The 26,786-nt window shown below is 41.1% G+C and carries 27 protein-coding genes and 1 tRNA gene; 13 read left to right on the plus strand and 15 right to left on the minus strand.

Features of this window, described 5'->3' with window-relative positions:
* Window positions 1–54: 54 nt before the first annotated feature.
* Window positions 55–1,065, minus strand: coding sequence for an outer membrane protein assembly factor BamC (bamC, locus tag C9J46_RS18485; protein ID WP_107205363.1), 1,011 nt, complete (start codon window positions 1,063–1,065; stop codon window positions 55–57).
* Window positions 1,066–1,096: 31 nt separating this feature from the next.
* A complete protein-coding gene (gene dapA / locus C9J46_RS18490; protein WP_107291350.1) occupies window positions 1,097–1,975 on the minus strand; it encodes a 4-hydroxy-tetrahydrodipicolinate synthase in 879 nt (292 codons plus the stop codon).
* Between the two features lie 349 nt (window positions 1,976–2,324).
* Here dapA and C9J46_RS18495 point away from each other — a divergent pair, with 349 nt between their 5' ends.
* Window positions 2,325–2,864, plus strand: coding sequence for a glycine cleavage system protein R (locus C9J46_RS18495; protein WP_107205362.1), 540 nt, complete (start codon window positions 2,325–2,327; stop codon window positions 2,862–2,864).
* A 93-nt stretch (window positions 2,865–2,957) separates the two neighbouring features.
* The gene (bcp, locus tag C9J46_RS18500; protein ID WP_107261813.1) at window positions 2,958–3,422 is read left to right on the plus strand and encodes a thioredoxin-dependent thiol peroxidase; all 465 of its coding nucleotides are present in this window, start codon (window positions 2,958–2,960) and stop codon (window positions 3,420–3,422) included.
* Window positions 3,423–3,473: 51 nt separating this feature from the next.
* Here bcp and C9J46_RS18505 read toward each other — a convergent pair whose 3' ends face one another.
* Window positions 3,474–4,559, minus strand: coding sequence for an AI-2E family transporter (locus C9J46_RS18505; RefSeq protein WP_107205360.1), 1,086 nt, complete (start codon window positions 4,557–4,559; stop codon window positions 3,474–3,476).
* 8 nt (window positions 4,560–4,567) lie between these two features.
* A complete protein-coding gene (locus C9J46_RS18510) occupies window positions 4,568–4,792 on the minus strand; it encodes a sulfurtransferase TusA family protein (protein ID WP_107205359.1) in 225 nt (74 codons plus the stop codon).
* A 165-nt stretch (window positions 4,793–4,957) separates the two neighbouring features.
* On the opposite strand from C9J46_RS18510, the gene C9J46_RS18515 reads away from it, so the two are divergent.
* The 4 genes from C9J46_RS18515 (at window position 4,958) to C9J46_RS18530 (ending at window position 7,886) form a co-directional block, all read left to right on the plus strand.
* Entirely contained in the window at window positions 4,958–6,415 is a 1,458-nt protein-coding gene (locus C9J46_RS18515) for a M48 family metalloprotease (RefSeq protein WP_107205358.1), read from the plus strand.
* 84 nt (window positions 6,416–6,499) lie between these two features.
* Window positions 6,500–6,850 carry an arsenate reductase (glutaredoxin) gene (gene arsC / locus C9J46_RS18520; protein WP_107205357.1) on the plus strand — a complete coding sequence of 117 codons (351 nt, stop codon included), beginning with the start codon at window positions 6,500–6,502 and terminating at the stop codon, window positions 6,848–6,850.
* On the plus strand, window positions 6,850–7,425 hold the full coding sequence (gene wrbA / locus C9J46_RS18525) for an NAD(P)H:quinone oxidoreductase (RefSeq protein ID WP_107205356.1): 576 nt from the start codon (window positions 6,850–6,852) through the stop codon (window positions 7,423–7,425). The genes arsC and wrbA overlap by 1 nt, the downstream gene beginning before the upstream one ends.
* Before the next feature lie 29 nt (window positions 7,426–7,454).
* A complete protein-coding gene (locus C9J46_RS18530) occupies window positions 7,455–7,886 on the plus strand; it encodes a DUF2069 domain-containing protein (RefSeq protein ID WP_107291346.1) in 432 nt (143 codons plus the stop codon).
* Window positions 7,887–7,966: 80 nt separating this feature from the next.
* Here the strand turns inward: C9J46_RS18530 and C9J46_RS18535 are convergent, their stop codons facing one another.
* Complete coding sequence (locus C9J46_RS18535) at window positions 7,967–9,121, minus strand: DUF2066 domain-containing protein (protein WP_107291347.1); 1,155 nt, start codon at window positions 9,119–9,121, stop codon at window positions 7,967–7,969.
* Window positions 9,122–9,731: 610 nt separating this feature from the next.
* The gene (upp, locus tag C9J46_RS18545; protein ID WP_045129097.1) at window positions 9,732–10,358 is read right to left on the minus strand and encodes a uracil phosphoribosyltransferase; all 627 of its coding nucleotides are present in this window, start codon (window positions 10,356–10,358) and stop codon (window positions 9,732–9,734) included.
* Window positions 10,359–10,551: 193 nt separating this feature from the next.
* Here upp and purM point away from each other — a divergent pair, with 193 nt between their 5' ends.
* Both purM and purN read left to right on the plus strand, forming a co-directional pair.
* Window positions 10,552–11,592 carry a phosphoribosylformylglycinamidine cyclo-ligase gene (gene purM, locus C9J46_RS18550; RefSeq protein WP_107205353.1) on the plus strand — a complete coding sequence of 347 codons (1,041 nt, stop codon included), beginning with the start codon at window positions 10,552–10,554 and terminating at the stop codon, window positions 11,590–11,592.
* Window positions 11,593–11,692: 100 nt separating this feature from the next.
* Window positions 11,693–12,337 carry a phosphoribosylglycinamide formyltransferase gene (gene purN, locus C9J46_RS18555; RefSeq protein ID WP_107261804.1) on the plus strand — a complete coding sequence of 215 codons (645 nt, stop codon included), beginning with the start codon at window positions 11,693–11,695 and terminating at the stop codon, window positions 12,335–12,337.
* 71 nt (window positions 12,338–12,408) lie between these two features.
* Here purN and C9J46_RS18560 read toward each other — a convergent pair whose 3' ends face one another.
* From C9J46_RS18560 to dauA, 3 genes are all read right to left on the minus strand, one after another.
* Complete coding sequence (locus C9J46_RS18560) at window positions 12,409–13,206, minus strand: class II glutamine amidotransferase (RefSeq protein ID WP_107205351.1); 798 nt, start codon at window positions 13,204–13,206, stop codon at window positions 12,409–12,411.
* 62 nt (window positions 13,207–13,268) lie between these two features.
* Window positions 13,269–13,850, minus strand: a complete 582-nt coding sequence (gene lpcA, locus C9J46_RS18565) for a D-sedoheptulose 7-phosphate isomerase (RefSeq protein ID WP_006647091.1) — start codon at window positions 13,848–13,850, stop codon at window positions 13,269–13,271.
* Between the two features lie 99 nt (window positions 13,851–13,949).
* Complete coding sequence (gene dauA, locus C9J46_RS18570) at window positions 13,950–15,641, minus strand: C4-dicarboxylic acid transporter DauA (RefSeq protein WP_107291348.1); 1,692 nt, start codon at window positions 15,639–15,641, stop codon at window positions 13,950–13,952.
* A gap of 503 nt (window positions 15,642–16,144) precedes the next feature.
* Here dauA and fadE point away from each other — a divergent pair.
* Window positions 16,145–18,595 (plus strand): acyl-CoA dehydrogenase FadE, encoded by a 2,451-nt coding sequence (gene fadE / locus C9J46_RS18575; RefSeq protein WP_107247693.1) that lies wholly within the window; start codon window positions 16,145–16,147, stop codon window positions 18,593–18,595.
* A gap of 75 nt (window positions 18,596–18,670) precedes the next feature.
* Here fadE and C9J46_RS18580 read toward each other — a convergent pair whose 3' ends face one another.
* Both C9J46_RS18580 and dnaQ read right to left on the minus strand, forming a co-directional pair.
* Entirely contained in the window at window positions 18,671–19,909 is a 1,239-nt protein-coding gene (locus tag C9J46_RS18580) for a TIGR03503 family protein (protein WP_233217815.1), read from the minus strand.
* A 7-nt stretch (window positions 19,910–19,916) separates the two neighbouring features.
* Entirely contained in the window at window positions 19,917–20,642 is a 726-nt protein-coding gene (dnaQ, locus tag C9J46_RS18585) for a DNA polymerase III subunit epsilon (RefSeq protein ID WP_107261798.1), read from the minus strand.
* 51 nt (window positions 20,643–20,693) lie between these two features.
* On the opposite strand from dnaQ, the gene rnhA reads away from it, so the two are divergent.
* Entirely contained in the window at window positions 20,694–21,158 is a 465-nt protein-coding gene (gene rnhA / locus C9J46_RS18590) for a ribonuclease HI (protein ID WP_045084816.1), read from the plus strand.
* On the opposite strand, the gene C9J46_RS18595 is transcribed toward rnhA, so the two are convergent.
* Complete coding sequence (locus C9J46_RS18595; protein ID WP_107261819.1) at window positions 21,155–21,925, minus strand: methyltransferase domain-containing protein; 771 nt, start codon at window positions 21,923–21,925, stop codon at window positions 21,155–21,157. The two genes, rnhA and C9J46_RS18595, sit on opposite strands and share 4 nt — an antisense overlap.
* Before the next feature lie 43 nt (window positions 21,926–21,968).
* Here C9J46_RS18595 and gloB point away from each other — a divergent pair, with 43 nt between their 5' ends.
* The 3 genes from gloB (at window position 21,969) to C9J46_RS18610 (ending at window position 25,041) form a co-directional block, all read left to right on the plus strand.
* On the plus strand, window positions 21,969–22,727 hold the full coding sequence (gene gloB, locus C9J46_RS18600; RefSeq protein WP_005363468.1) for a hydroxyacylglutathione hydrolase: 759 nt from the start codon (window positions 21,969–21,971) through the stop codon (window positions 22,725–22,727).
* 71 nt (window positions 22,728–22,798) lie between these two features.
* Window positions 22,799–24,355 carry a LysM peptidoglycan-binding domain-containing protein gene (locus C9J46_RS18605; RefSeq protein ID WP_107291349.1) on the plus strand — a complete coding sequence of 519 codons (1,557 nt, stop codon included), beginning with the start codon at window positions 22,799–22,801 and terminating at the stop codon, window positions 24,353–24,355.
* A complete protein-coding gene (locus tag C9J46_RS18610; RefSeq protein ID WP_107247698.1) occupies window positions 24,352–25,041 on the plus strand; it encodes a YIP1 family protein in 690 nt (229 codons plus the stop codon). The genes C9J46_RS18605 and C9J46_RS18610 overlap by 4 nt, the downstream gene beginning before the upstream one ends.
* Before the next feature lie 20 nt (window positions 25,042–25,061).
* Here the strand turns inward: C9J46_RS18610 and C9J46_RS18615 are convergent, their stop codons facing one another.
* From C9J46_RS18615 to C9J46_RS18625, 3 genes are all read right to left on the minus strand, one after another.
* On the minus strand, window positions 25,062–25,913 hold the full coding sequence (locus C9J46_RS18615) for an endonuclease/exonuclease/phosphatase family protein (protein WP_107247699.1): 852 nt from the start codon (window positions 25,911–25,913) through the stop codon (window positions 25,062–25,064).
* Between the two features lie 96 nt (window positions 25,914–26,009).
* Window positions 26,010–26,345 carry a DUF1904 domain-containing protein gene (locus C9J46_RS18620; protein WP_107205344.1) on the minus strand — a complete coding sequence of 112 codons (336 nt, stop codon included), beginning with the start codon at window positions 26,343–26,345 and terminating at the stop codon, window positions 26,010–26,012.
* A 315-nt stretch (window positions 26,346–26,660) separates the two neighbouring features.
* A tRNA-Trp gene (locus tag C9J46_RS18625) sits at window positions 26,661–26,737 on the minus strand.
* Window positions 26,738–26,786: the final 49 nt, after the last annotated feature.

Here is a 26,786-nt window from a genome sequence, read left to right on the forward strand (position 1 = left end):
ATATAAAAAAACCGCTTTAACTAAAGCGGTTTTTTTTATGACAGAAATAACGAATTATTTCTGGAAACTTGCAGCAAAAGCGGGAGCCGCTGATTCTAAAATTTCACCGGTCACTGGCTTACCATCATTGTCAGTAATATTAATTGACGTACGATTACCAAGATCACCAACTAAAATACGGTACTTATCATCCGTTAATTTCATTGGTTTAGTCCCTAGTTTTTGCCAGAACTCATCATTAGGCTCACGGTACTTAACATCAATCAAACCTTGTGAACGGTTACGATCTTCAACAGTAAAGCCAAGTTTTTCTAACGCTTTCGGTAAACGTTCCCACATATCATTATAAGAGGCACGAGCAATAAGCACAGGGAAACCGCTGCGATCCATTCCCATTGAAATAGGGATATTTTTCAGCTGCTCAGCCGCTGCTAAACGTGCTTGCTCACGAATAGTCTCATCGTATTTCGACATCACCAAGTTAGTCATCAAAATGCTGTAACGACGTTTATTATTCGCCGTAACAGGCATCGTTTTACCATCTTCACGCCAATCCGTTAAGATAATGCGGTAACTATTCGTCGCTGGTGATTTCTCAATACTATAGCGACTGCTCACTTCATGATCTTCATCTTCATTTGTCCAGCTTACCCAATCAGTATCAATACGATCAGCGCTTTGCTTTGCAATTCCAATGTTATTTTTACTGATCAAATTTTGGGTAACTTGCCATAGTTTGGTTAAATCAGAAGTTCGAGGAAGTTGAACTGTTACACCATCTTGGTCCACGTTAGAGCGCATACCAGGGATCAGATTAAGAACCTGTTGCGGTGGGCGAATATCAACGCTAGCACCAACATCACCAGCAAATGCCTTACTCGGAATCGCGTAACTGGCATTACTAAAAGGCATAGCCCCTGACGGCAACGTCCATGATTCTAAGGGGTGAGTATCAAGATAGTTAAAATCTTGATTAGCTTGACGACGAGCCTCTGGCCCACCGGAACAAGCAGACAAACTGGTTACCACGAATGCAGCTAGTGCTAGTCGATATTTATAATTCATTTATGCTCCTGCGCTCCTACGCTTGTGCAACTTAAAGCACACCGGCATCAAAAAGAGCCTGTTTAACAACCGGTTGCTGTGACTCGCTTAATACAGTTAGCGGAAGTCGTAATTCACCATTATCAATCAAACCTAACTGATGAGCGGCCCATTTCACTGGAATAGGGTTAGCTTCAACAAACAGATGACTGTGTAATGGCATTAAACGCTGATTAATTTCTCGTGCAGCGTCAATTTGGCCACTTAATGCGAGTGTAAACATTTGAGCCATATCTGCAGCGGCAATATTTGCCGTAACAGAAATAACACCGTGACCACCTTCAGCGACAAAATCTACGGCTGTCGCGTCATCACCGCTTAATTGGATGAAATCTTCGCCACAAAGTTCCCGTGTTTTTTTCACACGAGATAAATCAGCTGTCGCATCTTTAATACCAATAATATTATCAATTTTAGCTAAACGTGCGACAGTTTCAGGTAATAAGTCTACCGCAGTTCGTCCTGGTACATTGTAAAGAATTTGCGGAATATCTGTTGCTTCAGCAATAGCTTTATAATGTTGGAATAAACCTTCTTGGGTTGGTTTATTATAGTACGGTGTCACACTTAAACATGCTGCTACACCCGTGCCAGAAAAAAGCTTGGTAATAGTGATGGCTTCATGCGTCGCATTTGCGCCTGTACCTGCAATAACAGGAACTCGTCCATCAACATATTCCAATGTTTTTAAAACAACCTTGATATGCTCATCAACGGTAAGTGTTGCAGACTCTCCCGTGGTACCCACGGCAATAATCGCATTTGTTCCTGCGTTAATATGATAATCCACCAGCGTTTTCAAACCGACGTAATCTACTTCGCCTGCTGAATCTAGTGGAGTTAATAGCGCAACCATGCTTCCTTTAAACATGTCCATCCCCCTCTTCTTATATATCCAAACGGCTTTCTCACCATTACCTTATGGGGCTGTATGCTAAAACCGTTAGGGTATAACTTTGTCATGGTACTTTTGAGTGACTATAAACTCAAGCAAAGGCTGATTGAAAACAGTGAACTAACAGGCTTTATCATCTTCTTTCATCACAATTTTGTACTTTGAAACTCAAATATCAATAAACCCAATCATGTTTCTCTTTTTTTGCTTAAAAATCAGTCAAATTTGATCTCAACAGCAATGACTATTGTCATTAAATTTGCCATCGTATCAATAGCAGTCTGTGCTAACATGTTTAAATTATAATTTTACAATGAAGACCAATATGGAACACTACCTTGTCATCACTGCTGTAGGTACTGATCGCCCAGGTATCTCTGATGAAATCACCCACCTTGTGACTCAATGTGGCTGTAATATCGTAGATAGCCGCATAGCCCTGTTTGGTTCTGAGTTTACCTTGATCATGCTGTTATCAGGTAATAACAATGCAATATCTCGAATTGAATCGACCTTGCCATTAAAAGGGCAAGAGCATGATCTTATTACTGTTATAAAACGTACGAGTAAACACCAACAACGTTTTTTCCCTTATACCGCTGATTTCCATGTCGAAGCTAATGATAGTCCAGGTTTAATTAAGCAATTTACTCACTTTATGGCGAGCCGACACATCGATATTTCGACGCTTAGTGCCAATACCGTTGAAAGCCAAACTGTGGAAACAATGAATAAACTTATTTTGCAAATTAGCACAAATTTACCTGAAGACTGTAATCTGATGACGCTGCAAGAGGAATTTGAAACCTTGTGCCATAGCTTATCAGCAAAAGGGTCTGTGAATTTTATTAGTCATAAAAATTAACGAAAGCAAAAATAATAAGACTTTCATTATCAGCCTCATGTTCGTTCAACATGCAATGCATCGAGATACGATAACTAAAAGGATATTATACTTATGAATACGCTCACAGCAGGCATGCCTGCACCTGATTTTACTTTAATGAATCAAGATAACGAGCCTGTTAGTCTCAGTGATTTTAAAGGTAAGAAAGTACTTGCTTACTTTTACCCTAAAGCAATGACCCCTGGTTGTACGGTACAGGCATGTGGACTGCGTGACAGCAAAGCCGAGCTTGATGAAAAAAATGTAGTCGTACTGGGTATTAGTATTGATGCGGTAAAACGTCTACCAAAATTTATCGAACGCGATAACCTAAACTTCACCCTTTTATCTGATGAAGATCATGCCGTCGCTGATCAGTTCGGTGTTTGGGGACTGAAGAAATTTATGGGCAAAGAATATGACGGCTTACACCGCATCAGCTTTTTAATTGATGAAAACGGTATGATTGAGCACGTATTTAATAAGTTTAAAACAAAAGATCACCACCAAGTGGTACTTGATTATTTAAATCAATGATCGCTTAGGTTTTAATTAGATATAAAAAAGGCCGTTTTCACGGCCTTTTTACTACACTTTTTCTGACACATCGGAGGATGATAAATTATTATCGCTCGCAGGTAATGCTCCCCACACGGCTTTAACTAATGTCGCTAATGGGATAGCAAAAAATACTCCCCAAAATCCCCATAAACCGCCAAAAAACAACACAGCAACAATAATTGCGACAGGGTGTAGATTTACCGCTTCAGAAAATAGAATAGGTACTAATACATTGCCATCTAACATTTGAATAATACCATATGCCAGTAATAGCCACCAAAAATCTGACGTCCATCCCCACTGGAATAATCCAACCATAGCAACAGGAACCGTTACAGCAGCCGCGCCAATGTAAGGTATTAGAACAGAAAGCCCGACTAATACACCTAATAGTACGGCGTAGCGTAAATCCATAACTTCAAAAGTGATATAACTTGCAATGCCAACAATAATAATTTCAGTGACTTTACCGCGAATATAATTAGAGATCTGCTGATTCATCTCGCTGCCAACTTTGCTGGCTAAACGACGATTTTGAGGCAAAATGTTTAATAACGTGCGCAACATTTCGTCTTTATCTTTAAGTAAAAAGAAAACAAGCAATGGCACTAAGATCAGATATACCCCGATTGTTGCTAAACTGACTAATGATGCCAGTGAGCCTTTTACAACACTTTCGCCCAGTCCTAATACCTTCTCACGCAGTGTATTCATGAAATCAACCACTTGAGCCGGTTGAACAAAATCAGGGTAGCGTTCCGGTAAGCTAGATACATAGATTTGAAGATCGTTAAACATCTTCGGCACATCAGCACTTAAATTGGTAATTTGATGCCAAATCGTCGGCACTAAACCAAATAAAGCAAGCACCATTAACCCTGCAAAGACCAATAGTACGATAGCGACTGAAAGGGTTCTTGGCATCCCTAGTTTATGTAACCTTGCTACTGGCCACTCTAATAAATAAGCCAAAACAATGGCGACTAATAACGGCGTAATTAAACTGCCAAAAAAGTAAATAGTAAGAAAGCCGCCGAGAAGAATAACAACAAGGCTTACAGCGTGGGGGTCTGAAAATCGACGCTGATACCAGCGATTTAGCATGCGTAACATGTTGATTTCTATCCTTTTTCCACCATTATGATTAGTTGGGCATTATCATCAACTAAAATATCGGTAACATATCCATTATTATGCAAGAAACGAGGGATATCACTTCTTGCGCCGCTGTCTGAAATTCGTATTTCTAACCCTTGATAGGGAAGAAGTGTTGCGCATGCGCGTTTAGCTAACAATAAAGCCAGCGGACAACGTTCGGCCATTAGATCAAGTGATATAATTTCCATTTCATTTAAGTGACAGGTATTTTGTATTGCCGTATTGTAACCTCAGCACATATAAGATGCGAGATATCGAAAGGACATGAATCACATTAACGAACCTCTAAAGTATTTCGGTGTCCTAACTTATAGATATTAAAGATAACTCAACAAGGAGGTTGTATCATTCCCATGTTTCGATTTACCAAAGCACCGACCTATCTTTTGCTTTCTGCGCTTTTTAGTAGCAGTATTCCAGCTATTGCTAGTGATGATAATCGCTTACCTGAAATGGGAACGACAGCCTCTTCTACATTAACGATTGATAAAGAACGTGAATATGGCGATGCATATATGCGCATGCTAAGCGCCAGCCAGCCTGTTATTAACGACCCTTTACTCTCAAATTATGTTCAAGCTTTGGGCCATAAACTTGTTGCCAGTGCGGAAGATGTCCGAACACCATTCCATTTCTTTTTGATCCAAAACCCTGAAATTAATGCTTTTGCTTTTTTTGGCGGCTATGTTGCGATCCACTCTGGGTTATTTCTTCATGCCGAAACAGAAAGTGAGCTCGCCTCTGTTATGGCGCATGAAATTGCCCATGTCACCCAAAGACACCTTGCGCGAAGAATGGAAGCAGAGGCCAGAAATTCGCCTATCACGATGGCTGCACTGATTGGCTCACTGTTATTAACAATCGCAGCTCCTGAAGCAGGTTTAGCCGCCATTCATGCCACCACGGCCGTGGGAATTCAAGGACAAATTAACTTTACGCGCAGTAATGAAAAAGAAGCCGACCGTATTGGTATAACAACCCTCGCCAAAGCGGGGTTTGATGCCTATGCGATGCCACGTTTTTTTGGTCGTTTAGCCGATCAATATCGTTATACTTCAAAATTGCCCGCAATGTTGTTAACGCACCCATTACCCGAATCACGGGTCACAGATAGTCGTATGCGCGCAAGAAAATATCCGCTTGTAAATTTACCCCCCTCTGAAGATTATTTACTCGCTCGTTCACGTATTGTCGCCCGTAATGCTGGTTTGAGCGATACTTCTGCGCTCAACTGGCTTAACCGTGAGTTAAAAAAAGCACCACCCAATCGCCGCAAAGAGCTCAATTACGGTAAGGCACTGATTTATTTAGATAATGATAAATACGAATTAGCGCATCAAATACTTGACCCATTATTGGCTGGCGAACCCAATAATTTATTTTTTATTGATGCTGCAACCGATCTCGATCTCAATCAAAAACAATTTGATCGTGCGATCACCCGCTTAAACAATGCGCTTAAAATGAGTCCTGACAGTAATGTATTGCGCTTAAACTTAGCCAATATTTACCTTGAATCGGGACAATATCAAAAGAGTATTCAAATTTTGAATCGTTACTCTTACGATCACCCTAATGATATTAATGGGTGGACATTATTAGCACACAACTACGCCAAAATAGGTGATCGTAGCGCAGAGCTTGCTGCCCTTGGGGAGCTATTAGCTTTGCGTGCTCAATGGGATAAAGCCATTCATAATTATACTCAAGCCGCACAAATGGCAAAGCTCGGCTCCATGGAGCAAGCACGTTATGATGCACGCATTGATCAACTTCGCTTTCAACGTCAAAAATTCAAAGCATTACAATAATGTATTGATTTATTATAGTTCATCGACAATAAATCAATCGTAATAAAATACACTAGCTAATACAGTCATCAGTTAGGAGACGACATGTCAGTCACTATTTATCATAATCCTCGTTGCTCTAAAAGCCGTGAAACACTGGCGCTATTAGAAGAAAAAGGGATCACACCGACTATCATTAAATACCTAGAACAAACACCAAGCGTCGCGGAACTAGAAACGTTATACCGCCAACTGGGCTTGGACTCTGTGCGTAAAATGATGCGTACCAAAGAAGCGGATTATAAAACACTGGGACTCGGTAATAATGACGTATCTGATGAGGCACTCTTCATTGCAATGAGTACTCATCCAAAACTAATCGAACGTCCAATTGTAGTAAGTGGTGAAAAAGCGGCATTGGGTCGCCCACCAGAGCAAGTGTTGGATATTTTATAATGCATAAAATCTTAGTTCTTTATTACAGCCGTCATGGTAATACACGTCAGTTAGCACGACATATTGGTCGCGGTATTGAGCAAGTAGCCGGTTGTGAAGCAGTGCTAAGAACGGTTGCTGAAATCGACACAAATGATCTTCAGCAATCGCCCCTTGATCCAATCGTCAATCATGACGATCTGAAACAATGCATTGGTTTAGCAATGGGAAGCCCTGTTCGGTTTGGTAATATGGCTGCGCCATTAAAACACTTTATTGATAGTACTAGCCAAGAATGGTTATCAGGTACATTAATCGATAAACCAGCCTGTGTCTTTACCTCATCATCCTCTATGCATGGCGGTCAAGAAACAACGTTACAATCGATGATGTTACCGTTACTGCATCACGGCATGCTAATTGTTGGGATCCCTTATTCCGAACCCACTTTGCATACCACGCAACATGGAGGTACTCCCTATGGGGCTTCACATCTCAACATTGGTACTAATAAGCAGCTCCATAGTGATGAAATTGAACTTGCACAAGCTCTCGGTAAACGGCTTGCACTAACCGCGATGCAACTTCAGCGTTAACTCATATGGCAAACGAAAAGGGATATTCGATGCCTCCGATGCAACCGCAAACACAATATATTCACCGCTTTGCCGTCTGCGCGAATTTAACTCTTATGCTATGGGTCGCGTTATGGCAAACGATTCTCTCTCCCCACCCACATCTTAATAACTGGGTAATGGCTGTTGTTTGGATCATTCCTTTACTATTGCCATTACGTGGGATGTTAGCTGCAAAACCTTATACTTACGCATGGTCTAACTTCATTTTAATGTTTTATTTCCTGCATGCTCTAACGCTACTCACTATTGATGAAGGAGAACGGTGGTTAGCAGGCGTAGAGCTACTACTCGTAACCATAGCCTTTCTCAGTAACATACTTTTTGCACGCGTAAGAGCAAAAGAACTCGGCATAAAACTCCAGCGTCTATCGCAAGTGGAGCGACAAGAACGCGAACGTTTTGAACCACCTAAAGATTGAACCAATCGTTCGTTCTCTAATAATGAGATATTAAAAAGCCCTCATCATGAGGGCTTAATTATTGCTACTAACACCAGATTTTAGTTATGCCATATATACATGTCATCAGGTGCAACATAGTTTTCAGGTTGAGTTTGCGGCTGTGATTGTGTCGCTGTGACATCCAACGTATTAGGATCTTGGTTCACATCAGTATTTGCCATTGTCGTTGCGTTAGTATTAGTAACAGTAGAATCATCGGCGCTAATACGACTTTCATGGCTCAATTCGCGCTTAAACTCAGCATCAGATGCTGATAAGTTCATACGGAAAATCACCTTATCACCTTTAATATTTACCGCATTAGCACTACTTACTGTCGTCATCTGATTAAGCATACGTTCAAGCGTAAAAAAGTCTTCTGTTGAATTAACATTCTCCACTTCAATATTAACGCTGCCTGACGCGACACTACCTAATTCGATAGCATATTTCTGTGCTAAGTGGTTTGTCACTTGATTCATCATATCGCGGCTAGCTTGTGCCAATGTACCGTTCGCTTTGCCGGTAATAGGTTGAGTATCGGCTGCAATCGTACTAGGCTGTTGAGCATACAGTTGCCATGTTAATTCAACCTTATCTGCGTCTTGTTGGTGAGCTTTTACTAACAATAAACCACCCGCATTATAACGTTGACTTGCGCTAGTGATGGTGTCGATAAAACTCCCCCAAAGATCGGATACGTGTACTGACGTAACATCGTTAAAATCACCCACAGGGAAAGTAACGGGTAGACCACGATCATTTGCGGCTTGTTTGGTATCAGCGACGAGTGCATTGGTTGATTGATCCCATAAAATATCTCGGCTATTACCGTTATCATCAACCATCCAAACGAGAATATTAGGACGCTGAGCACTCCAAAAATTCGCTTTAGCTTGTGTTAATAGCTGCTTAATTTGTACCTTATCAAAGGTTAAATCTAGCGTCTTCTGTCCATTATATTGGCCATAACCAAACTGGCTGACGTAATTTGAACTGTTGACTATCGCCTGAGCCACAACACTATTTTGGGTAATGTTCGGATTACCAGTCACTTTAACTAATACTTGCTTAAAGCCTTGCTCTCTTGCTGCTTGATCGGGGGTTTGACCATCAGTAGGCATCACTACTTGAGCCTGATATAAATCACTGACAGTAGCCGCTTTAATAGGTAAAGCCAGTAGAGCTAAAAATAACAACGCAAATCGCAACATATCGCACTCGTAATTTACAAAAATAAGTCGTCAAAAGATAAAAAGATAATCAAAAAGACCTAAAGACTCATTGATATTCAGTATAGCCACATAGTCTAAAATTAATTAGCTATACAATATGTACTTTTTCCTGAACCAACACAATACAACAGGCAAGAAACAAACCATTTGCTGAAAAATATTCTCTAGTGAGAAATAGTAGCGTTTACAAAATTAACATTGTGGCGGGGAATGGTATCGCCACTATTGTCGCATCTCTTAATTGCCGATCCAACAAATACGACTGAGTCAGAAGTCACGAGAGGGGTAATGTTAACGAAACCCTTTTATCCTGTGATCATCACATGAGCGACGATAACAGCATTGGTATTAGCGTTTGTCGGTAAATTAAGAGCCGTATTGCAATACGATTCTAGCACCTGTAATGAGCGGTATTGTTGCAGTTGTACTCAACCTAATTTCCCCAAAGACTTGAGCGAGAATAATGTGGTAGACAATGCTCAAATCGAAGATACCGAGTACTTATAATTACTTACCTTAATATTTAGCACTTTTCAGAAATAAAAAACCGGACGTCATGTCCGGTTTTATTTTAATCTTGGCTACTAAGTTACTTAGTACCGAAGATTTTATCACCAGCATCACCTAAACCAGGAACGATATAACCTTTATCGTTTAGCTTCTCATCAATTGCAGCTGTGTATAGCTCAACATCTGGGTGTGCTTTTTCTAATGCAGCAATACCTTCAGGTGCTGCTACTAATACTAGTACTTTAAATTGCGTACAACCGTGCTCTTTTAACAAATCCAGTGTTGCAATCATAGAGCCACCCGTTGCTAGCATTGGATCAACAACAAGCGCAATACGCTCATCAATGTTTGATGCTAGCTTGTTGAAGTATGGAACAGGCTCAAGCGTTTCTTCATCACGGTAAATACCAACAACGCTGATACGTGCACTTGGCATATGCTCAAGTACGCCATCCATCATGCCAAGACCAGCACGCAGAATAGGCACTACCGTTACTTTTTTACCTTTGATCTGGTCAATTTCTACTGGACCATTCCAACCTTCAATCGTAACTTTTTCTGTCTCGAAGTCTGAAGTCGCTTCATATGTCAGTAGGCTACCAACTTCAGTTGCTAACTCACGGAAACGCTTAGTGCTGATGTCACCTTCGCGCATAAGACCAATCTTATGTTTAACCAGTGGGTGTTTTACCTCAACGACTTTCATCTCTGACTCCTGAGCAATTAAAAAATAAAATCGCATTATTATATACTAAGCCAAACGATTTCAGATAGTAGTAAACGTTTAACTGTTTACTTAATATCCAGCTAAAAAAATTGACGCAAACGTTTTCCTTTAGACGGTGACTGCTGTTATCATGTATTCGCTTTTTTTACTTTAATACGTTGAGGGATCATCTGTGAGCGACAAAAACTCTTCTCTTAGTTACAAAGATGCTGGTGTTGATATCGATGCCGGTAATGCATTAGTAGACCGTATTAAAGGGGTGGTAAAACGTACTCATCGCCCAGAAGTTATGGGGGGAATTGGTGGTTTTGGTGCACTTTGTTCACTACCAACCAAATATAAAGAGCCCGTTTTAGTTTCAGGCACGGATGGTGTAGGAACTAAACTTCGCTTGGCTATGGATTTAAACCAACACGATTCAATCGGTATCGATCTGGTTGCTATGTGTGTGAACGATCTTATTGTTCAAGGTGCTGAACCTCTGTTCTTCCTTGATTACTACGCAACCGGTAAGTTAGATATTGATACAGCAGCAAGTGTTGTAACAGGTATTGGCGAAGGCTGTATCCAATCAGGTTGTGCTCTAATTGGTGGTGAAACAGCTGAAATGCCGGGTATGTACCACGGTGAAGATTATGACGTGGCAGGTTTCTGCGTTGGTGTTGTTGAAAAAGCAGATATCATCGATGGCTCAAAAGTGACGGCTGGTGATGCACTTATCGCTGTCGGTTCAAGCGGCCCACACTCAAACGGTTACTCATTAGTACGTAAAATCATTGACGTTTCCAATGCCGATTTGAATCAAGAATTAGAAGGTAAAACACTTTCTGAACATCTATTAACACCAACTAAAATTTACGTTAAATCAACGCTAAAAATGATGGAAAGCTGTGACGTACATGCTATTTCACACATTACAGGTGGTGGTTTCTGGGAAAATATCCCACGTGTACTTCCTAAAGGCACAAAAGCGGTTGTAAATGGTGCAAGCTGGCAATGGCCTGCCATCTTCAACTGGCTACAAACTGCAGGTAATGTCGAAACTTACGAAATGTACCGTACGTTTAACTGTGGTGTTGGCCTTGTCATTGCCCTTCCACAAGATCAAGCACAACAAGCCATTGATATCCTAAATGCTGAAGGCGAAAACGCATGGCTACTAGGTGAAATTGCAAACGCTGCTGATAACGAAGAGCAAGTCGAGATCAAATAACTCTCAACAGTGCTGACTCGTAATAAAAAGAATGAGGACGCTATGTCCTCATTCTGCTATCTACATACCGATAACCTTTCAATAAATGGTAGTACCAAATATGAAAAATATCGTCGTCCTTATTTCAGGTAGCGGAAGTAATCTCCAAGCGATTATCGATGCATGCAGTGCAGGTTTGATTAAAAACAGTCAAATAACCGCTGTGATCTCAAATAAAGAAAATGCTTATGGGTTAGAACGTGCGCGTAATGCCAATATTGAAGCGATACATATTGCGCCTAATCAGTATACTGACCGTGAACAATATGATGAAGCCTTAGCGGATTGTATTGAACAGTTCAAACCCGATGTGGTTATTTTAGCCGGATTTATGCGTATTTTGAGCGCAGACTTTGTTCGTCGCTTTAAAGGAAAGATGCTAAATATTCACCCATCACTCCTTCCTAAGTATCCCGGCTTAAATACTCACCAACGAGCGATGGATGCTGGCGATGACGTACATGGCACCAGTGTCCACTTCGTAACAGAAGAATTGGATGGCGGCCCTGTTATTTTACAAGCCAGAGTGCCTATTTTTGACAATGACACCGTTGAAGAAGTAACAGCTCGTGTTCAAAAGCAAGAACATGCTATTTATCCACTTGTAACTCAATGGTTAGCGGAAAATCGTTTGACCATGAGTAGTGACGGCAAAGCTATCCTAGATGGTATTGAACTCCCCGCTCAAGGATATGCAGCACAATAAAAAAGGCGATCGTAAGATCGCCTTTTTACTATTGTAGATAATACCACTTCAATAGTGACAGAAAATAACCATTATTCTGTTTTACCTTCAGCCACTAACTGGTTGAAAACAGGCTCACCAAAGTGAAACACAATAAACTCGCCTGTTGCCATTTTGTGCCAATTTTCATCATTGGTTAATGGCTGAGTAGCGATAACTGTCACAACATCATCAGGAGTTGTTTCTTGCTTAAAATCAATCGTGACATCTTCATCAATTAATGATGCTTGTCCAAATGGTGCTCGACGCGTGATCCAATGTAAATTATTAGTGCAATAGGTAAGTACGTACTCACCATTACTTAACAGCATATTATAAACGCCAAGCTGACGTAACTGATCACAACACTGAGCAAAGTAACTAAATACTGGGTTTAAATCGTCAGGTAATTCTGGAAATCTAGACTCAAGTTGATTGAGTAACCAGCAAAAAGCAATTTCACTGTCGGTATCACCTACCGCTTTATGACGACCTGTTTCTAAACTCTCATAACCCGTTAGCTGACCATTATGAGCAAACGTCCAATAATTACCCCATAACTCGCGCGTAAAAGGATGGGTGTTTTCTAAATTCACCGCTCCTCGGTTAGCTTGGCGAATATGGCTCACCACTGCACGACTTTTTATCGGATATTGTTGGACTAATTCAGCAATACGGGACTGACAGCTTGGATTCGGATCTTTAAAGGTTCGAAAACCTTTACCCTCATAAAACGTAATGCCCCAACCATCGCGATGAGGACCTGTATTGCCTCCTCGCTGCATTAATCCCGTAAAACTAAAACAAATATCTGTTGGCACATTTGCGCTCATGCCTAGCAATTCACACATTTTCCTTTATGCCCTTTATTATTGATTAACGATACTTATCGATAGCCAGAATGACCTAAGGCTTATTCTGCTGCCATTTCCTTTTCCACTAGCATAATTAAAATATGAATAATCTTAATATGGATTTCTTGAATGCGATCCGCATAACCAAAGTGAGGAACACGAATTTCAACATCCGCTAAGCCAGCCATTTGACCACCATCTTTACCGGTTAAGGCTATTGTCTTCATGCCTTTGGCCTTTGCCGCTTCAATTGCCTTTAAAATATTGCCTGAATTACCAGAAGTAGACAGCCCAAATAATACGTCCCCTTTAGCGCCAACGGCTTCTAAATAGCGTGAAAATACGTATTCATAACCGAAGTCATTACTTACACACGATAAGTGGCTTGGATCAGAAATCGCAATACCAGGATAACCAGGGCGGTTTTCACGGTAACGACCGGTTAGTTCTTCAGCAAAGTGCATTGCATCACAATGCGATCCGCCGTTACCGCAAGACAATACTTTACCGCCTTGTTTAAAGGAATCAGCCAATAGCTTTGCTGCCGCCTCAATATCTGCAAGGTTTTTATCATCACTTAAAAAGCGATTGAGTACATCAGCTGCATCTGTTAATTCAGCGCGGATCAGATCCTGATACATAAGCGATTCTCTCTATTATTCTTTAGATACAAATCAAGCGGGTAAATACCCGCTTGATGTTTTAAATACACCGTTATTCGCAGTTTACATACAAATAACTTACAGTGTCGACTCCTGATCAGAATGATTGTGAGAATTAATCAGTAAAACTTGCTGTAATTGACTAACAGAGTGAGCTAAATGCACATTCTCAGCTTCAAATATTCCAGCATGGTAGAGTTTACGTTCAACATGCGGCTGCGTACCTAATAAATAGACAGGTAACTCAGACAAGCGATCTAACGCCATATCAAAGGCATGAATCGCCGTAATATCAATGGTTGATACATCACTAAAATCGAGCACAACCGCGCGCGTTTCTGTCGTTGCATGTTCAATAACAGAAAAAGCTTTCTCACTCGCAGCAAAAAATAATGGGCCATTAATATCATAAACCACTACATCACCGCCAAAGTTAAGATGTGGATGCTCATCATGTGAAATCGTAACTGTCGTTAATGTCGCAATACGCTGAATAAATAACACGCCCGCAAGTAATAAACCGACAATAACAGCGACAACCATGTCAAATGCAACGGTTAAGATAAAGCATGTCATCAAGACGGCAACGTCACGACGAGGTGCAACCTTTAATGTATGCACAAAGTGAGGTGCTTCAGACATATTCCACGCAACCATGATCAGTAAGCCAGCCAACGCACTCATCGGAACAAACGATAGCACTGGTGCTAATACAATCATCGCAGCTAAAACAAAAAGCGCATGCGTCATACCAGATATCGGTGAAAACGCACCAGAGCGAATATTGGTCGCTGTGCGAGCAATCGCCGCCGTTGCTGGAATTCCGCCAAAGAAAGGGACGACAATATTCGCGAGCCCTTGACCGACAAGCTCTGCATTCGGATTGTGCTTTTTACTTGTCATACCGTCTGCTACAACCGCACATAATAGTGATTCGATACAACCTAGCATCGCGATAGTTAATGCTGAAGGCATTAATTCAATTACGGTGGCCCAATTAAATGTATTGGACTTCCACAGCGCAATAAACTGCGGTGCTTCTTGTGGAATACCATGACCTACAAGGCTACCAATGGTGTAGCTAAATTTTTCCCCCAGCAAAGTCACATGCTCAGGGCCAAATTTATTTAATGCTAAAGCTAAAACCGTCCCTACCAGTAATGAAACTAAATGGGGTGGAATACGCGTTTTTAATTTCGCCCAGCCAATAAAAACAAAAATGGTGACCACACCGACAATCGCATCAGCATAGTTCGTGGTAGGTAGTGCATGGGCATACGACATCACTTTTTCAGGAAAATGGATTGGGCTACCTTGAAGATGTAGGCCTAATAAATCTTTAAGTTGTAAAAAAGCAATAACAAAACCGATACCGGCAGTAAATCCGGTGGTAACTGGGTATGGTACATACGCCACCAGCTGTCCTAAGCGGAAAACGCCCATCAATAACAGGATAATGCCTGACATCATGGTCGCTAACATTAAGCCTGATAAGCCATATTTTTGAGTGATCGGTAAAAGGATGACTACAAAGGCTGCGGTTGGGCCTGTGATATTAAATCGTGAACCACCTAATAACGCCGCTAAAAAGCCCGCCACAATGACGGTATACAATCCATGTTGTGGTGGCACACCGACAGCAATTGCTAATGCCATCCCCAATGGAATCGCCACAATACCGACCGTAATACCCGATACAATATCGGCACGAAATTTAGAGAAGGAATAACCATCCTTCCACGCCTGTGATAAAGCATGAAATAACAACACAACAAGACCTCTTGTACTTTGCGTACATTTGATAAACAGGAATTGATGTCAACCCGATGTAAGGGAGTCCGGCGGGCATGTGTCAGTCGGAATCGGGAAAGGCAACAAAGGGAAATACCATTCAGTACAGATGGTCAGAACTCAACCACTCAAAATAACGTGAACAGTATCACAACACGGCGTATGTTAACGCTCTGCTAAAAATCTGCAAGTAAAAAAAATAGTCACAATGATTTCGATCAATCCCTTTAATAACCTGACCTCAGCCCACTTTGTACACATAACAGTTTACTTTCATATCAAAAAACTATTTTACATTTTGTTAAAAAACGCATTACAATAATTTAAAAGTGGTAAGACCTCTTACCTTAATAATAATTACCCTACAATTAACAATAAAATGTGTAGCAATGTACTGAACTCTTCATCATGAAATCAGGTGTCGCTCGATTATTCTTGATGATGTGTAAGTAGTCTTACTATACAGATTAAGGAGAATCACTATGGTTACGCTTGCGTATGTCATTGGTTTTATCGGTGTTATGTTCATATTGGCGTATCATCGCGCGTCGTTAAAAACCTTTACGGCAGTAATTGCTGCAACACTATTAATTGGTACTGTTTTTTCCATTACAGGTATTATTAGTTGGTTAATTTTCGCTGCGATTGCGATTCCTCTTAATATCCCAGCCTTACGTAAAAAATATCTCGCCGCTCCTGCGTTAAAAGCCTTTCAAGGTGTCATGCCAGAAATGTCTCGTACCGAAAAAGAAGCAATCGATGCGGGTACAGTGTGGTGGGAAGCTGATTTATTTGGTGGTAATCCAGATTGGAAAAAGCTCCATGATATCCCTGCACCAACCCTTTCAGAAGAAGAGCAAGCTTTTCTCGATGGACCAGTAAATGAACTTTGCCGCATGGTAAATGATTTTCAAATTACCCATGAACTTGCCGATCTACCACCCGAAGTATGGCAATACTTAAAAGATCATAAATTCTTCGCCATGATCATTAAAAAGCAATATGGTGGACTTGAGTTTTCTGCTTATGCCCAATCTTTAGTTCTGCAAAAATTAACCGGTGCTTCTGCGGTATTATCATCAACCGTTGGTGTGCCTAATTCACTAGGTCCAGGTGAACTGCTTCAACACTATGGTACTGAAGAGCAAAAAAACCATTATTTACCCCGCTTAGCAGCTGGCCAGGAAATCCCTTGTTTTGCCTTAACTAGCCCAGAAGCAGGCTCAGATGCTGGTTCTATCCCAGATTTCGGTATTGTGAAAAAAGGTCTGTGGCAAGGCGAAGAAGTTCTTGGTATGGAATTAACATGGAACAAACGTTACATCACTCTAGCACCGGTGGCTACGGTACTAGGTCTTGCCTTTAAACTTTCGGATCCTGACAACTTACTCGGAGATCAAAAAGATCTGGGTATCACTTGTGCATTGATCCCAACCGATCTAGAGGGCGTTGAGATTGGCCGTCGTCACTTCCCTCTTAATGTACCATTCCAAAATGGTCCTACTAAAGGTAACAAGATCTTTGTTCCTATTGATTTTATTATCGGTGGTCAGGAAATGGCAGGCCAAGGATGGCGTATGCTAGTGGAATGTCTATCGGTGGGTCGCGGTATTACGCTCCCGTCTAATTCAACGGGTGGATTAAAAACCGCAGCAATCGCAACAGGGGCTTATGCTCGTATTCGTCGACAATTTAAAATGCCTATTGGTAAAATGGAGGGGATTGAAGAGCCACTTGCACGTATTGTGGGTAATGCTTATGTCTTAGATGCAGCCAGTACTCTAACCGTCGCGGGTATCGATCTTGGTGAAAAACCTTCCGTTATCTCTGCGATTGTAAAATACCATTGTACCCATCGTAGCCAACGCGGTGTGATTGATGCGATGGATATTGTCGGTGGTAAAGGGATTTGTATGGGACCGAGCAACTTTATTGCTCGTGCTTATCAAGGAGCACCTATTGCAGTCACCGTTGAAGGAGCGAATATTCTAACACGTTCAATGATCATCTTTGGACAAGGCGCCATCCGTTGTCACCCTTATGTGTTAGAAGAGATGAACGCTGCTTATAATGATGATAAAAAACAAGCCTTAGAGAGCTTTGATAAAGCCGTATTTGCGCATGTTGGCTTCGTGATAAGTAACATGGCACGCTCTTTCTGGTTAGGTATTACCGATGGCTACGGTTCATCCGCACCACGTAAAGATGCAACCACACGTTATTACCAACAACTCAACCGTTACAGTGCTAACCTTGCGCTACTGGCTGATATTTCTATGGCTGTACTTGGTGGTTCATTAAAACGTAAAGAGCGTTTATCTGCCCGTTTAGGTGATGTGCTTAGCCAGCTTTATTTATCATCAGCAACACTAAAACGTTATGCCGATGATGGTTATCAACAGCAAGATCTTCCATTAGTACATTGGGGTCTACAGGATTCATTATACCAAGCAGAAACAGCCCTTGATGACTTCCTAAGTAACTTCCCTAATAAGTTCATTGCTGGCGCACTACGTGTTGTATTGTTCCCATTAGGTCAACGTCGTATCAAACCAAGTGATAACTTAGATCATGCCGTTGCTCGTTTAGCACAAACACCATCAGAAACTCGAGATCGCCTAGGTCGAGGTCAATTCTTAGAAGCATCTGAAGGGAATCCAGTCGGTATGATGGAAGCTGCACTTAACGATATTCTTGCCGCTGAGCCGATTTATGATCGAGTGTGTAAAGCTGCGAACAAAAAATATCCGTTTGTACAGTTAGGTAATGTTGCAGATAAAGGGCTTGAACTCGGTGTAATTGAACATGCTGAAGCTGAGTTATTGCGCCGTGCAGAATTAGGTCGTTTACGTACGATTAATGTTGATGACTTTGAGCCTGAACAATTAGCAGCAAAGACAAACCCTGATTACTCAATCAATCACGCGGCTTAAGCACGACATATTGAAGTCAGTTAAAAATACAAAAGGGAAGCTAGCGCTTCCCTTTTCTTGTTCTCTGACCATTGTTTATAAGGGTAAAACAAGAGCTTCTTTTTTCTCTTTTCGACGCTTTTTAAATACTCGCCAGCCCCATATTCCACTAATGACCAATACGATTACCGCTATATTCCCCATTACCATCACGCTAAGTGTTTTTTCACGTGAGGTTTTTTGCAATTCAATTTCTTTCAATATCTGTTGTCGTTCAAGTTCCGCTTTATCGATAGGCGTGATCTCAACATGAGTTTCTGAACGAATATTATTAATCACCGCAAAATGGCTCTCAACTAACGGAAATATCAGCTCGCGTTGATACAAACGATCAGTACCATAGATCCAACCTTCCCACGAATATTTCCCCGCCTCACCATCAAAAGGTAATCCTATCGACAGCTTAGTTTCATTTGGTAATGTTCGTTGCTGAATAATTTGCTGCTTGGTATTTGGTGTACCGTAGCGAATATAAGCTGCTAACGATCCTGCGACCAACGCATCATCTTGTGGTAATACGACTAACTGGTGAGGTTCTTGCGGCTTATGACTTTTAATGAGAGTGGCAGAAAACGGTTTAGGGTAAACTAATACTTCTTGCTCTATGGCTCGCGTAAAAACACCATTCATTGATTTAATCACAACCCGGTATTTACCCGGTGCAACCGTTACAGGAAGAGAAACAGTAAAGATACCATCCCCTGCCACTTCATCACGATCTTGACCATTATCTTCAAAATTACCCACCACTATTGGCTCAGGCTGTACATCATGAACGAGTTGCTGCTCTTTCGATATATAGGGGTAAAATGACACACGTAATTTAACCCGATCTAAAAAGTCACGGACGGTTAAAGGCTGGTCATTCTGCAACAGTTTTGCTGAGAACTTTAACACTTCAGATTGGTATAAATTCTGCGGCAACGTGTCAGCTGTTAGGCGAAGATTAGACAGCAAGGTAATACGGTTATCTTGCGACACACGGCCAATTGCTTGCCAAGGTCCAGCCATTGGCTCATCAATCGAAATAATGTCGAGATCATTTTCAGAATACCAAGAGACATGCTTAGGATGACGACTGGAGTAATATTTCGTGCCATCCGGCGCAACCAACACCACAGGGCGACTTGGTTGCTCTCGTTTAACCATGAAAGACACTTGTTTTATCGTTGGATCCACACGGAAACGGTTATCAAGCCACGTCATCCGATCATTATCTTGCGCCCAAGCAAATAATGGCCAGACAGCCATACATATTAATAACCGCTTCAGCATAACTCTCCTACAGACGCCAAAGAACGTCAGCTTTTTTTCCGATCAAATCGAGTCTTTCTTCGTGTGAAACTAATTCATCGGCAGAAGCACAGATAACCTTTAGCCCTTTTCTCTCTCCGACTAAACGCTTTATCGCAAATTCTTTCTCACTATCCCCTTCGTTATCGCCACTTAATTTCAATGATGTTTGACCACCCGTCATCATTAAGTAAACATCAGCAAGGATCTCGGCATCGAGCAAAGCCCCGTGGAGCGTTCGATGCGAGTTATCTATGCCATAACGTGAACAAAGAATATCAAGGTTATTACGTTTACCAGGAAAGAGGCGTTTTGCCATTTCCAAGGTATCCGTTACTTTGCAGATATCTTCCGTTTTCTTAAGATCAGATCCCATTAACTGGAATTCATAATCCATGAAGCCAATATCGAACGATGCGTTATGAGCCACCAGCTCTGCACCATCAATAAAGTCGATAAACTCTTGATGGATGTCAGCATAGCTCGGCTTACCGATTAAGAACTCATCCGTAATACCGTGAACATCAATCGCTTCAGAATCGATTGGGCGATCAGGCTTGATATAAACATGGAATGTTTTACCGGTTAATTTACGGTTAATGATTTCAACCGCACCAATTTCAACAATTCGATGCCCTTCATAATGCGGGCCCGTCATATTCATACCGGTAGTTTCTGTATCAAATACAATAATGCGTTGGTTAGTGGCTTTCATAGTGGCTTATGTGTCAGACTTAAGTTTTTATCTAGGGCAATACTACCAAATATGATGAAGCAGGTAGAAATTTACACAGACGGTTCTTGTTTAGGTAATCCAGGTCCCGGTGGCTATGGCGCAGTACTTAGGTACAAGCAACATGAAAAAGAATTAAGTGACGGCTTTTTCATGACAACTAACAATCGAATGGAGCTACTTGCAGCCATTGAAGGGTTAGCAAGCCTTAAGGAATCATGTTTAGTTGATCTTACCACTGATAGCCAGTATGTGCGTCAAGGAATTACCCAGTGGATCCATAATTGGAAAAAACGGGGCTGGAAAACAGCCGATAAAAAGCCGGTAAAAAATGCAGATTTATGGCAACGTTTAGACACAGAAACCCAACGTCATCAGGTGCAATGGCATTGGGTAAAAGGTCACGCGGGTCATCCAGAAAATGAACGTTGCGATGTATTAGCTAGAGCCGCGGCAGAAAAACCCACCTTTACTGACGAAGGTTACCAAGCCAATTAGTTTGACTTTTTATACGCCTCATCTCTCTTCTCCATTTTATTACAGGCTTCGGTACGACAATTTACTTGTAACGGAGCCAATTGACGTCTCACTTTCCATTTTGGTTCTATCGGTTTTAATGGAAAAGTACGCTTTCTAGCCACGATAAAGTACAAACTTCCGACTACAGATAAGGGTTCTGATAAGATATTTTCCAGCCATGCTGAACACGTTAAATGACGCGTAGAAGGTAATACCGCAAATGTTTCGTGATATATCACCTCATAGTTTAACAACCTAAGCCAATCAATCACTCGAGAGGATAAATACATTCGTCCATTCCATGGCGCTTTTTTTCTATTCCACGGCAATAATCCACAAAACCCATTAACACTTAATGGATTATTACCACTAAGTAACAGGTAGCCATCATCAACAGTAACTCTATCAATTTCACGCAATAATCGATGAGGATCCGTTGAATAATCGAGCTGATGAATAAGCAAACACGCATCAAATGACTTTTCAATAAAGGGCAATTCAAAAGATTCAGCCTCGACGTTACGATAACTACTGAATTTATCTACACTAATTTGATGTTGGATATTACAATGGTGACTGGTCAGCTCTGCACTTAAGCCACCAAGCTTTAACATATGGTAACCAAACAGCTTCGGACACCACTCATCGATTCGAGCTTGTAATAATTGTGCCGCCCATTCACCATTGGTCACATTAGACCAAGAATAAGGCACTTCAATATGTGTTACTGTACGCGCTGGCTTCATAATAGTACTGCTCAACACTTGAATAAGGCTGGAGAAGAAATTCATGCTAACAGTTAAAAGCATACCCGCATTTAATGACAATTACATCTGGCTCATTCACAACAAAGATAATCACTGTGTCGTTGTCGATCCCGGTGATGCAACTCCGGTTTTAGAAACCATCGATAAATTCGGTTTTACCCTTGATGCGATTTTAATCACTCACCATCATCATGATCATATCGGGGGGATCAGTGAACTCAAACGCCGCTTTCCATCAACGAAAGTCGTTGGACCGGTTAATGAGCCAATCCCTGGGCTAACGCAGCCAGTAGAAGATGGCGACCAAGTGGATATTTTTGGTGAACGTTTTATGGTGCTTAGTGTTCCAGGCCATACCTTAGGTCATGTCGCTTATGTCGGGGATGAAAAACTCTTTTGTGGTGATACCCTTTTCTCGGCGGGTTGTGGACGCTTATTTGAAGGCACGCCAGCACAAATGTTCGATTCACTACAAAAAATTGCTAGCCTTCCTGATGAAACAGAAGTTTTTTGTGCTCACGAATACACCGCAAGTAATCTCGCTTTTGCTCTTGTCGCTGAGCAAGATAATCCCCACCTACAGCAATACCGCGATAAAGTGATTCGACTTCGTGCCAACGGAAAATCAACGCTTCCATCAACACTAAGTCAAGAAAAACGCATCAATCCTTTTTTACGTTGCGATCAACCTAGCATCAAGCGTTCTGTTGCTGATAAAGCATATGATAACTCCGATCTTGAGACTTTCGCAGCACTTCGACGTTGGAAAGATAAGTTTTAACATACTAGACCTTGTCACTAAGGTGGTTGGACACGTATTATCTCCAGCCACTTTAGCAATAGACGACAGTTATGAAATCACGGATTCTTTTAGCAAGCGTGCTTTTATTAGTTGGCTGTGAAACATCACAGCCTATCACCAAAAAAGCCGAGACTAACGATGTAAATACCGTCGTTGTAAAACCGATAAATGAAGTCATTCCCCCCTTGTTTGAATCCCAACCAGACAAGGTAACTTCAGAAGTAAAAAAAATTACACCCCAACAACAAAAAAATGTCTGGGATCGCATTGGCATGCAAATCGATACCCACATCCCAAATAATAAACGTATCCGTTATTACCGTAACTGGTACTTAGAACACCCTCGCAATTTAGAAATCATTGCAGAACGTGCTCAACCTTTCTTGTACTACATTACAGAACAAGTTGAGAAACGCGGTATGCCATTAGAAATTGCCTTACTGCCTATTGTAGAAAGCTCATTTGATCAAAACGCCTACTCTAATATGGCAGCGGCAGGTTTATGGCAAATTATCCCCGATACAGGTCGTCGCTTTGGCTTAAAGCAAAATAGTTGGTACGACGGTCGTCGCGATATTGTGAAATCAACAAATGCTGCATTAAATCTACTGACTTATCTTAATAAAAAGTTTGATGGTAATTGGCAGTACGCACTTGCTGCATACAATACCGGTGAAGGCCGAGTATTTAATGCCATTAAGAAAAATAAAGCGCTTGGTAAATCAACCGATTATTGGGATTTAGATCTACCGGATGAAACCAGTAGTTATGTGCCTAAACTTTATGCTGTTGCTGATATTATCAAAAATCAGAAAAAATACGGCATCACATTACCCGCAATTAGTAACAAACCTGCGGTTGCAATAGTTAAGCCCAATACACAAATCGATCTTAATATTGCAGCAAAGTTTGCAGGTATCAGCACAGCTGAAATAAAAGCGCTAAATCCGGCTTATCGTCGAGGCGTTACAGCACCTAATGGGTTAAACGATTTATTATTGCCAATAAACAGCGTCAATAAATTTAATCGCGCATTAGCTAATAATAGGAATAAAGCCTTAAGAACTACGACTTACACAGTTAAGTCTGGCGATAGCTTAGGTGTAATAGCCGCTCGTCATAACACAACAATCAGTGCAATTAAACAAACAAACCACCTCAAAACAAGCAATATACGTATTGGCCAGCAACTTAAACTGCCAACATCAAGTTATGCCTTAGTTCGTACTCAGCACAGCAATGCGGTTGCTCACACACACCATACCGTTCGTAAAGGTGATAGCTTGTGGACAATTGCACGTCAATACAACACCTCTGTTAACGCACTAGCGAAAGCGAATAAACTCTCCACGAAATCAACGTTACATTTAGGTCAAAAACTAAAAGTTTCTGATAATAAAGTATCGACAAGTACTGGAAAATCAACCAATAAAGTCAAAACAATTAGCTATAAAGTAAAAAATGGCGATAGTTTAAGTGTTATTGCACAACGTCACAAAGTGACAGTAAAACAAATAGTAAAATGGAATAATCTCAATAGTAAAAAGTATCTAAAACAGGGCCAAACACTTAAACTGGTTATAGATACAAGCAAGGTTAAAGCATGACACCGTCCAAAAATCCATTAATTGCTCTTGTTGATCTTTTCCGTTCGCCGATTGATTGTTTTGCAGCGGTTTATGAACGTCCAAAGTGGGCGTTCTTACCCTACATCATCATTATTTTCGGCTCATTTATCTTATGGGGGAGTTACTTTAATCACGTTGATCTACCTTGGTTACAGCAAGCCTTACAAAGCCAACTGGGTAGTGTGGATGAATCCGTAAAACAAGCGTGGTTAACAAAAGAAGTATTACTAGCAGGAGAAGTATTTAGCGATTTTTCAGGCAGAACTGCGGTTATTTTTCTACTGGCATTATGGTTAAAAATGGCCACTAAAGGAAGTCAATATCAACACAGTTACGGTAAATGGTTAGCAGCCTCTTGCTTTATCATGTTACCTGCATTTATTGGTGATATTGCGAGTTATATAAATGTTATCTTTAATTCTGCAAATATTCTGCCCAATGCCGCTGATTTAAACAGCATTAATGGGCTATTAAAGTTACCGTTAAACAATCCATGGGCACCGTTTGCGACCACAATACCATTGTTAGCGCCTTGGTATATTGCACTCACTTATGCAGCTGTAGGCGCTTGGACTGACTTTGATCGTCCTAAAGCAATTATTGTTGCCGTATTACCTTGGGCATTAACACTTATCGTTTGGCCACTACTGATTATTGTGGCCTAGCAACTTCGTCGCTCGTCTTGTTACTTCAACCTAAACGATGCAAGTAGCGGATTATGATCAGAAGCATCAGTTCTTGGTGCTTCTGATTTAACTAACGTTAAATCACGATAATACAAATGATCAAGTGGCTTGCCTAAGATACGAATACGTTGATCATCTGCAAATGATACTTCTTTCAATCCTAATGAATGTGCAAACGACTTTAGCACCTTGATCCGCCCCTGACGCCAAGTATTAAAATCCCCAGCCAAAATGATTGGACCAACATGATTGGACAACACATCTTTTAAACTATTGAGCTGTGCTTTGTACTCATCAAGCCCTAATGCAAAGTTCACACCGTGCAAGTTCACAACAACCAGTGTTTGCCCATTAGAAAGCGAAAACTCTGATAACAATGCTGACTTTGGTAATCGTAACCAAGGCTCCATGGCTAGATAAGCGCACGTCTGCTTAGAGTCTACTCGAGATAAATTCATCACCCCTGCCGGCGTATCTAGGAAACGAAAAGCATTCGCCATCCGTACCATCCAGCTATTATCATCAAGGTATGATTTTAAATCAGTATTTAAGCTCGCTTCTTGCAGTAAAACTAAATCCGTTCCTGCTGAAAAAGACTCTAAAGCCTTACGCCAATTACTGCGTTGTTGTTTATAGATGTTCCAGACCGCTACCGTTAATTCACCATCAATATCCAATGGCGGCGCAATAACACTTTCCATACAACGATACGAGAGGTGTGGAGCAAAGACCTCATTAGTAACATCAGGTTGGGTTGATATATCAAAAGAAGCATTAAAAGCCCCAAGGCCTAACGCCCCTGCCACCACCCCGACACCAGCAACAAGCTTCGTTTTTGTATAACGTGCCATACTACCCCTTAAACAGAGTAAGTCAGCCTATTGGATATAAGCTGACTTATAAAAATGAATACTTAAACGTTTGAATATCTGTTTTAGAGAGGAATATTAATAATGTTCGCCATTATCATAATAAGCGGTTGCCGTTAATGCGGTAAAAATGACGGCAACATCCTGATCTTTATCATCCAGTACTTTACGTATAGAAGCGGTTATTACCGCTGCAACTTTATCTTGCGTTTCTTGTCCGCGCTCAAACCACAAAACTTCTACAAACGGGTAAGCATCAGATACTTCTCCGTCAAAGATAAAAGATGCCGGAATATGCTCTAGAGTAAAATCTTCGCGAGGACATGACATAAGTGGTTGAAGTTCATCAACAAGATCTGTTGATAATGTTTTCACTGCATCAAACTCTACAGCACGGAAACGAAGATGAGGCATGAACTCTCCTTGATTGATCAATGTTAGCAGCACTAGATTATCACTTAATCTTACCTAAGCTCGAGATTTTATTGTTAGCGATAGGTCAATCTCTTTGCTTATAAGCGTAATCATACCCCTCCTTTTTTGCTTTTACACCAAGCAATACAATATCAACAGCAGAATACATTGAAGAGTGAATACAATGATAATTTACATTCAATAAAAGAAATCAATAAAAGAAATCAATAAAAGAGAGTTAAAAAGAACATAGCGGAGCTAATAATATCCAGACGTAAAAAAGCCCCGTCATTTCTGACGAGGCTTTCTTGAAGATGGCAGGGGTGGAGAGATTCGAACTCCCAACACGCGGATTTGGAATCCGCTGCTCTGCCAATTGGAGCTACACCCCTGTAGTTATTTTAAAGACTTAACTGTGTCTAAATAAAGTGGCGGAGCGGA

It is taken from the genome of Photobacterium sp. GB-36 (assembly GCF_003026135.1).
GTDB lineage: Bacteria > Pseudomonadota > Gammaproteobacteria > Enterobacterales > Vibrionaceae > Photobacterium.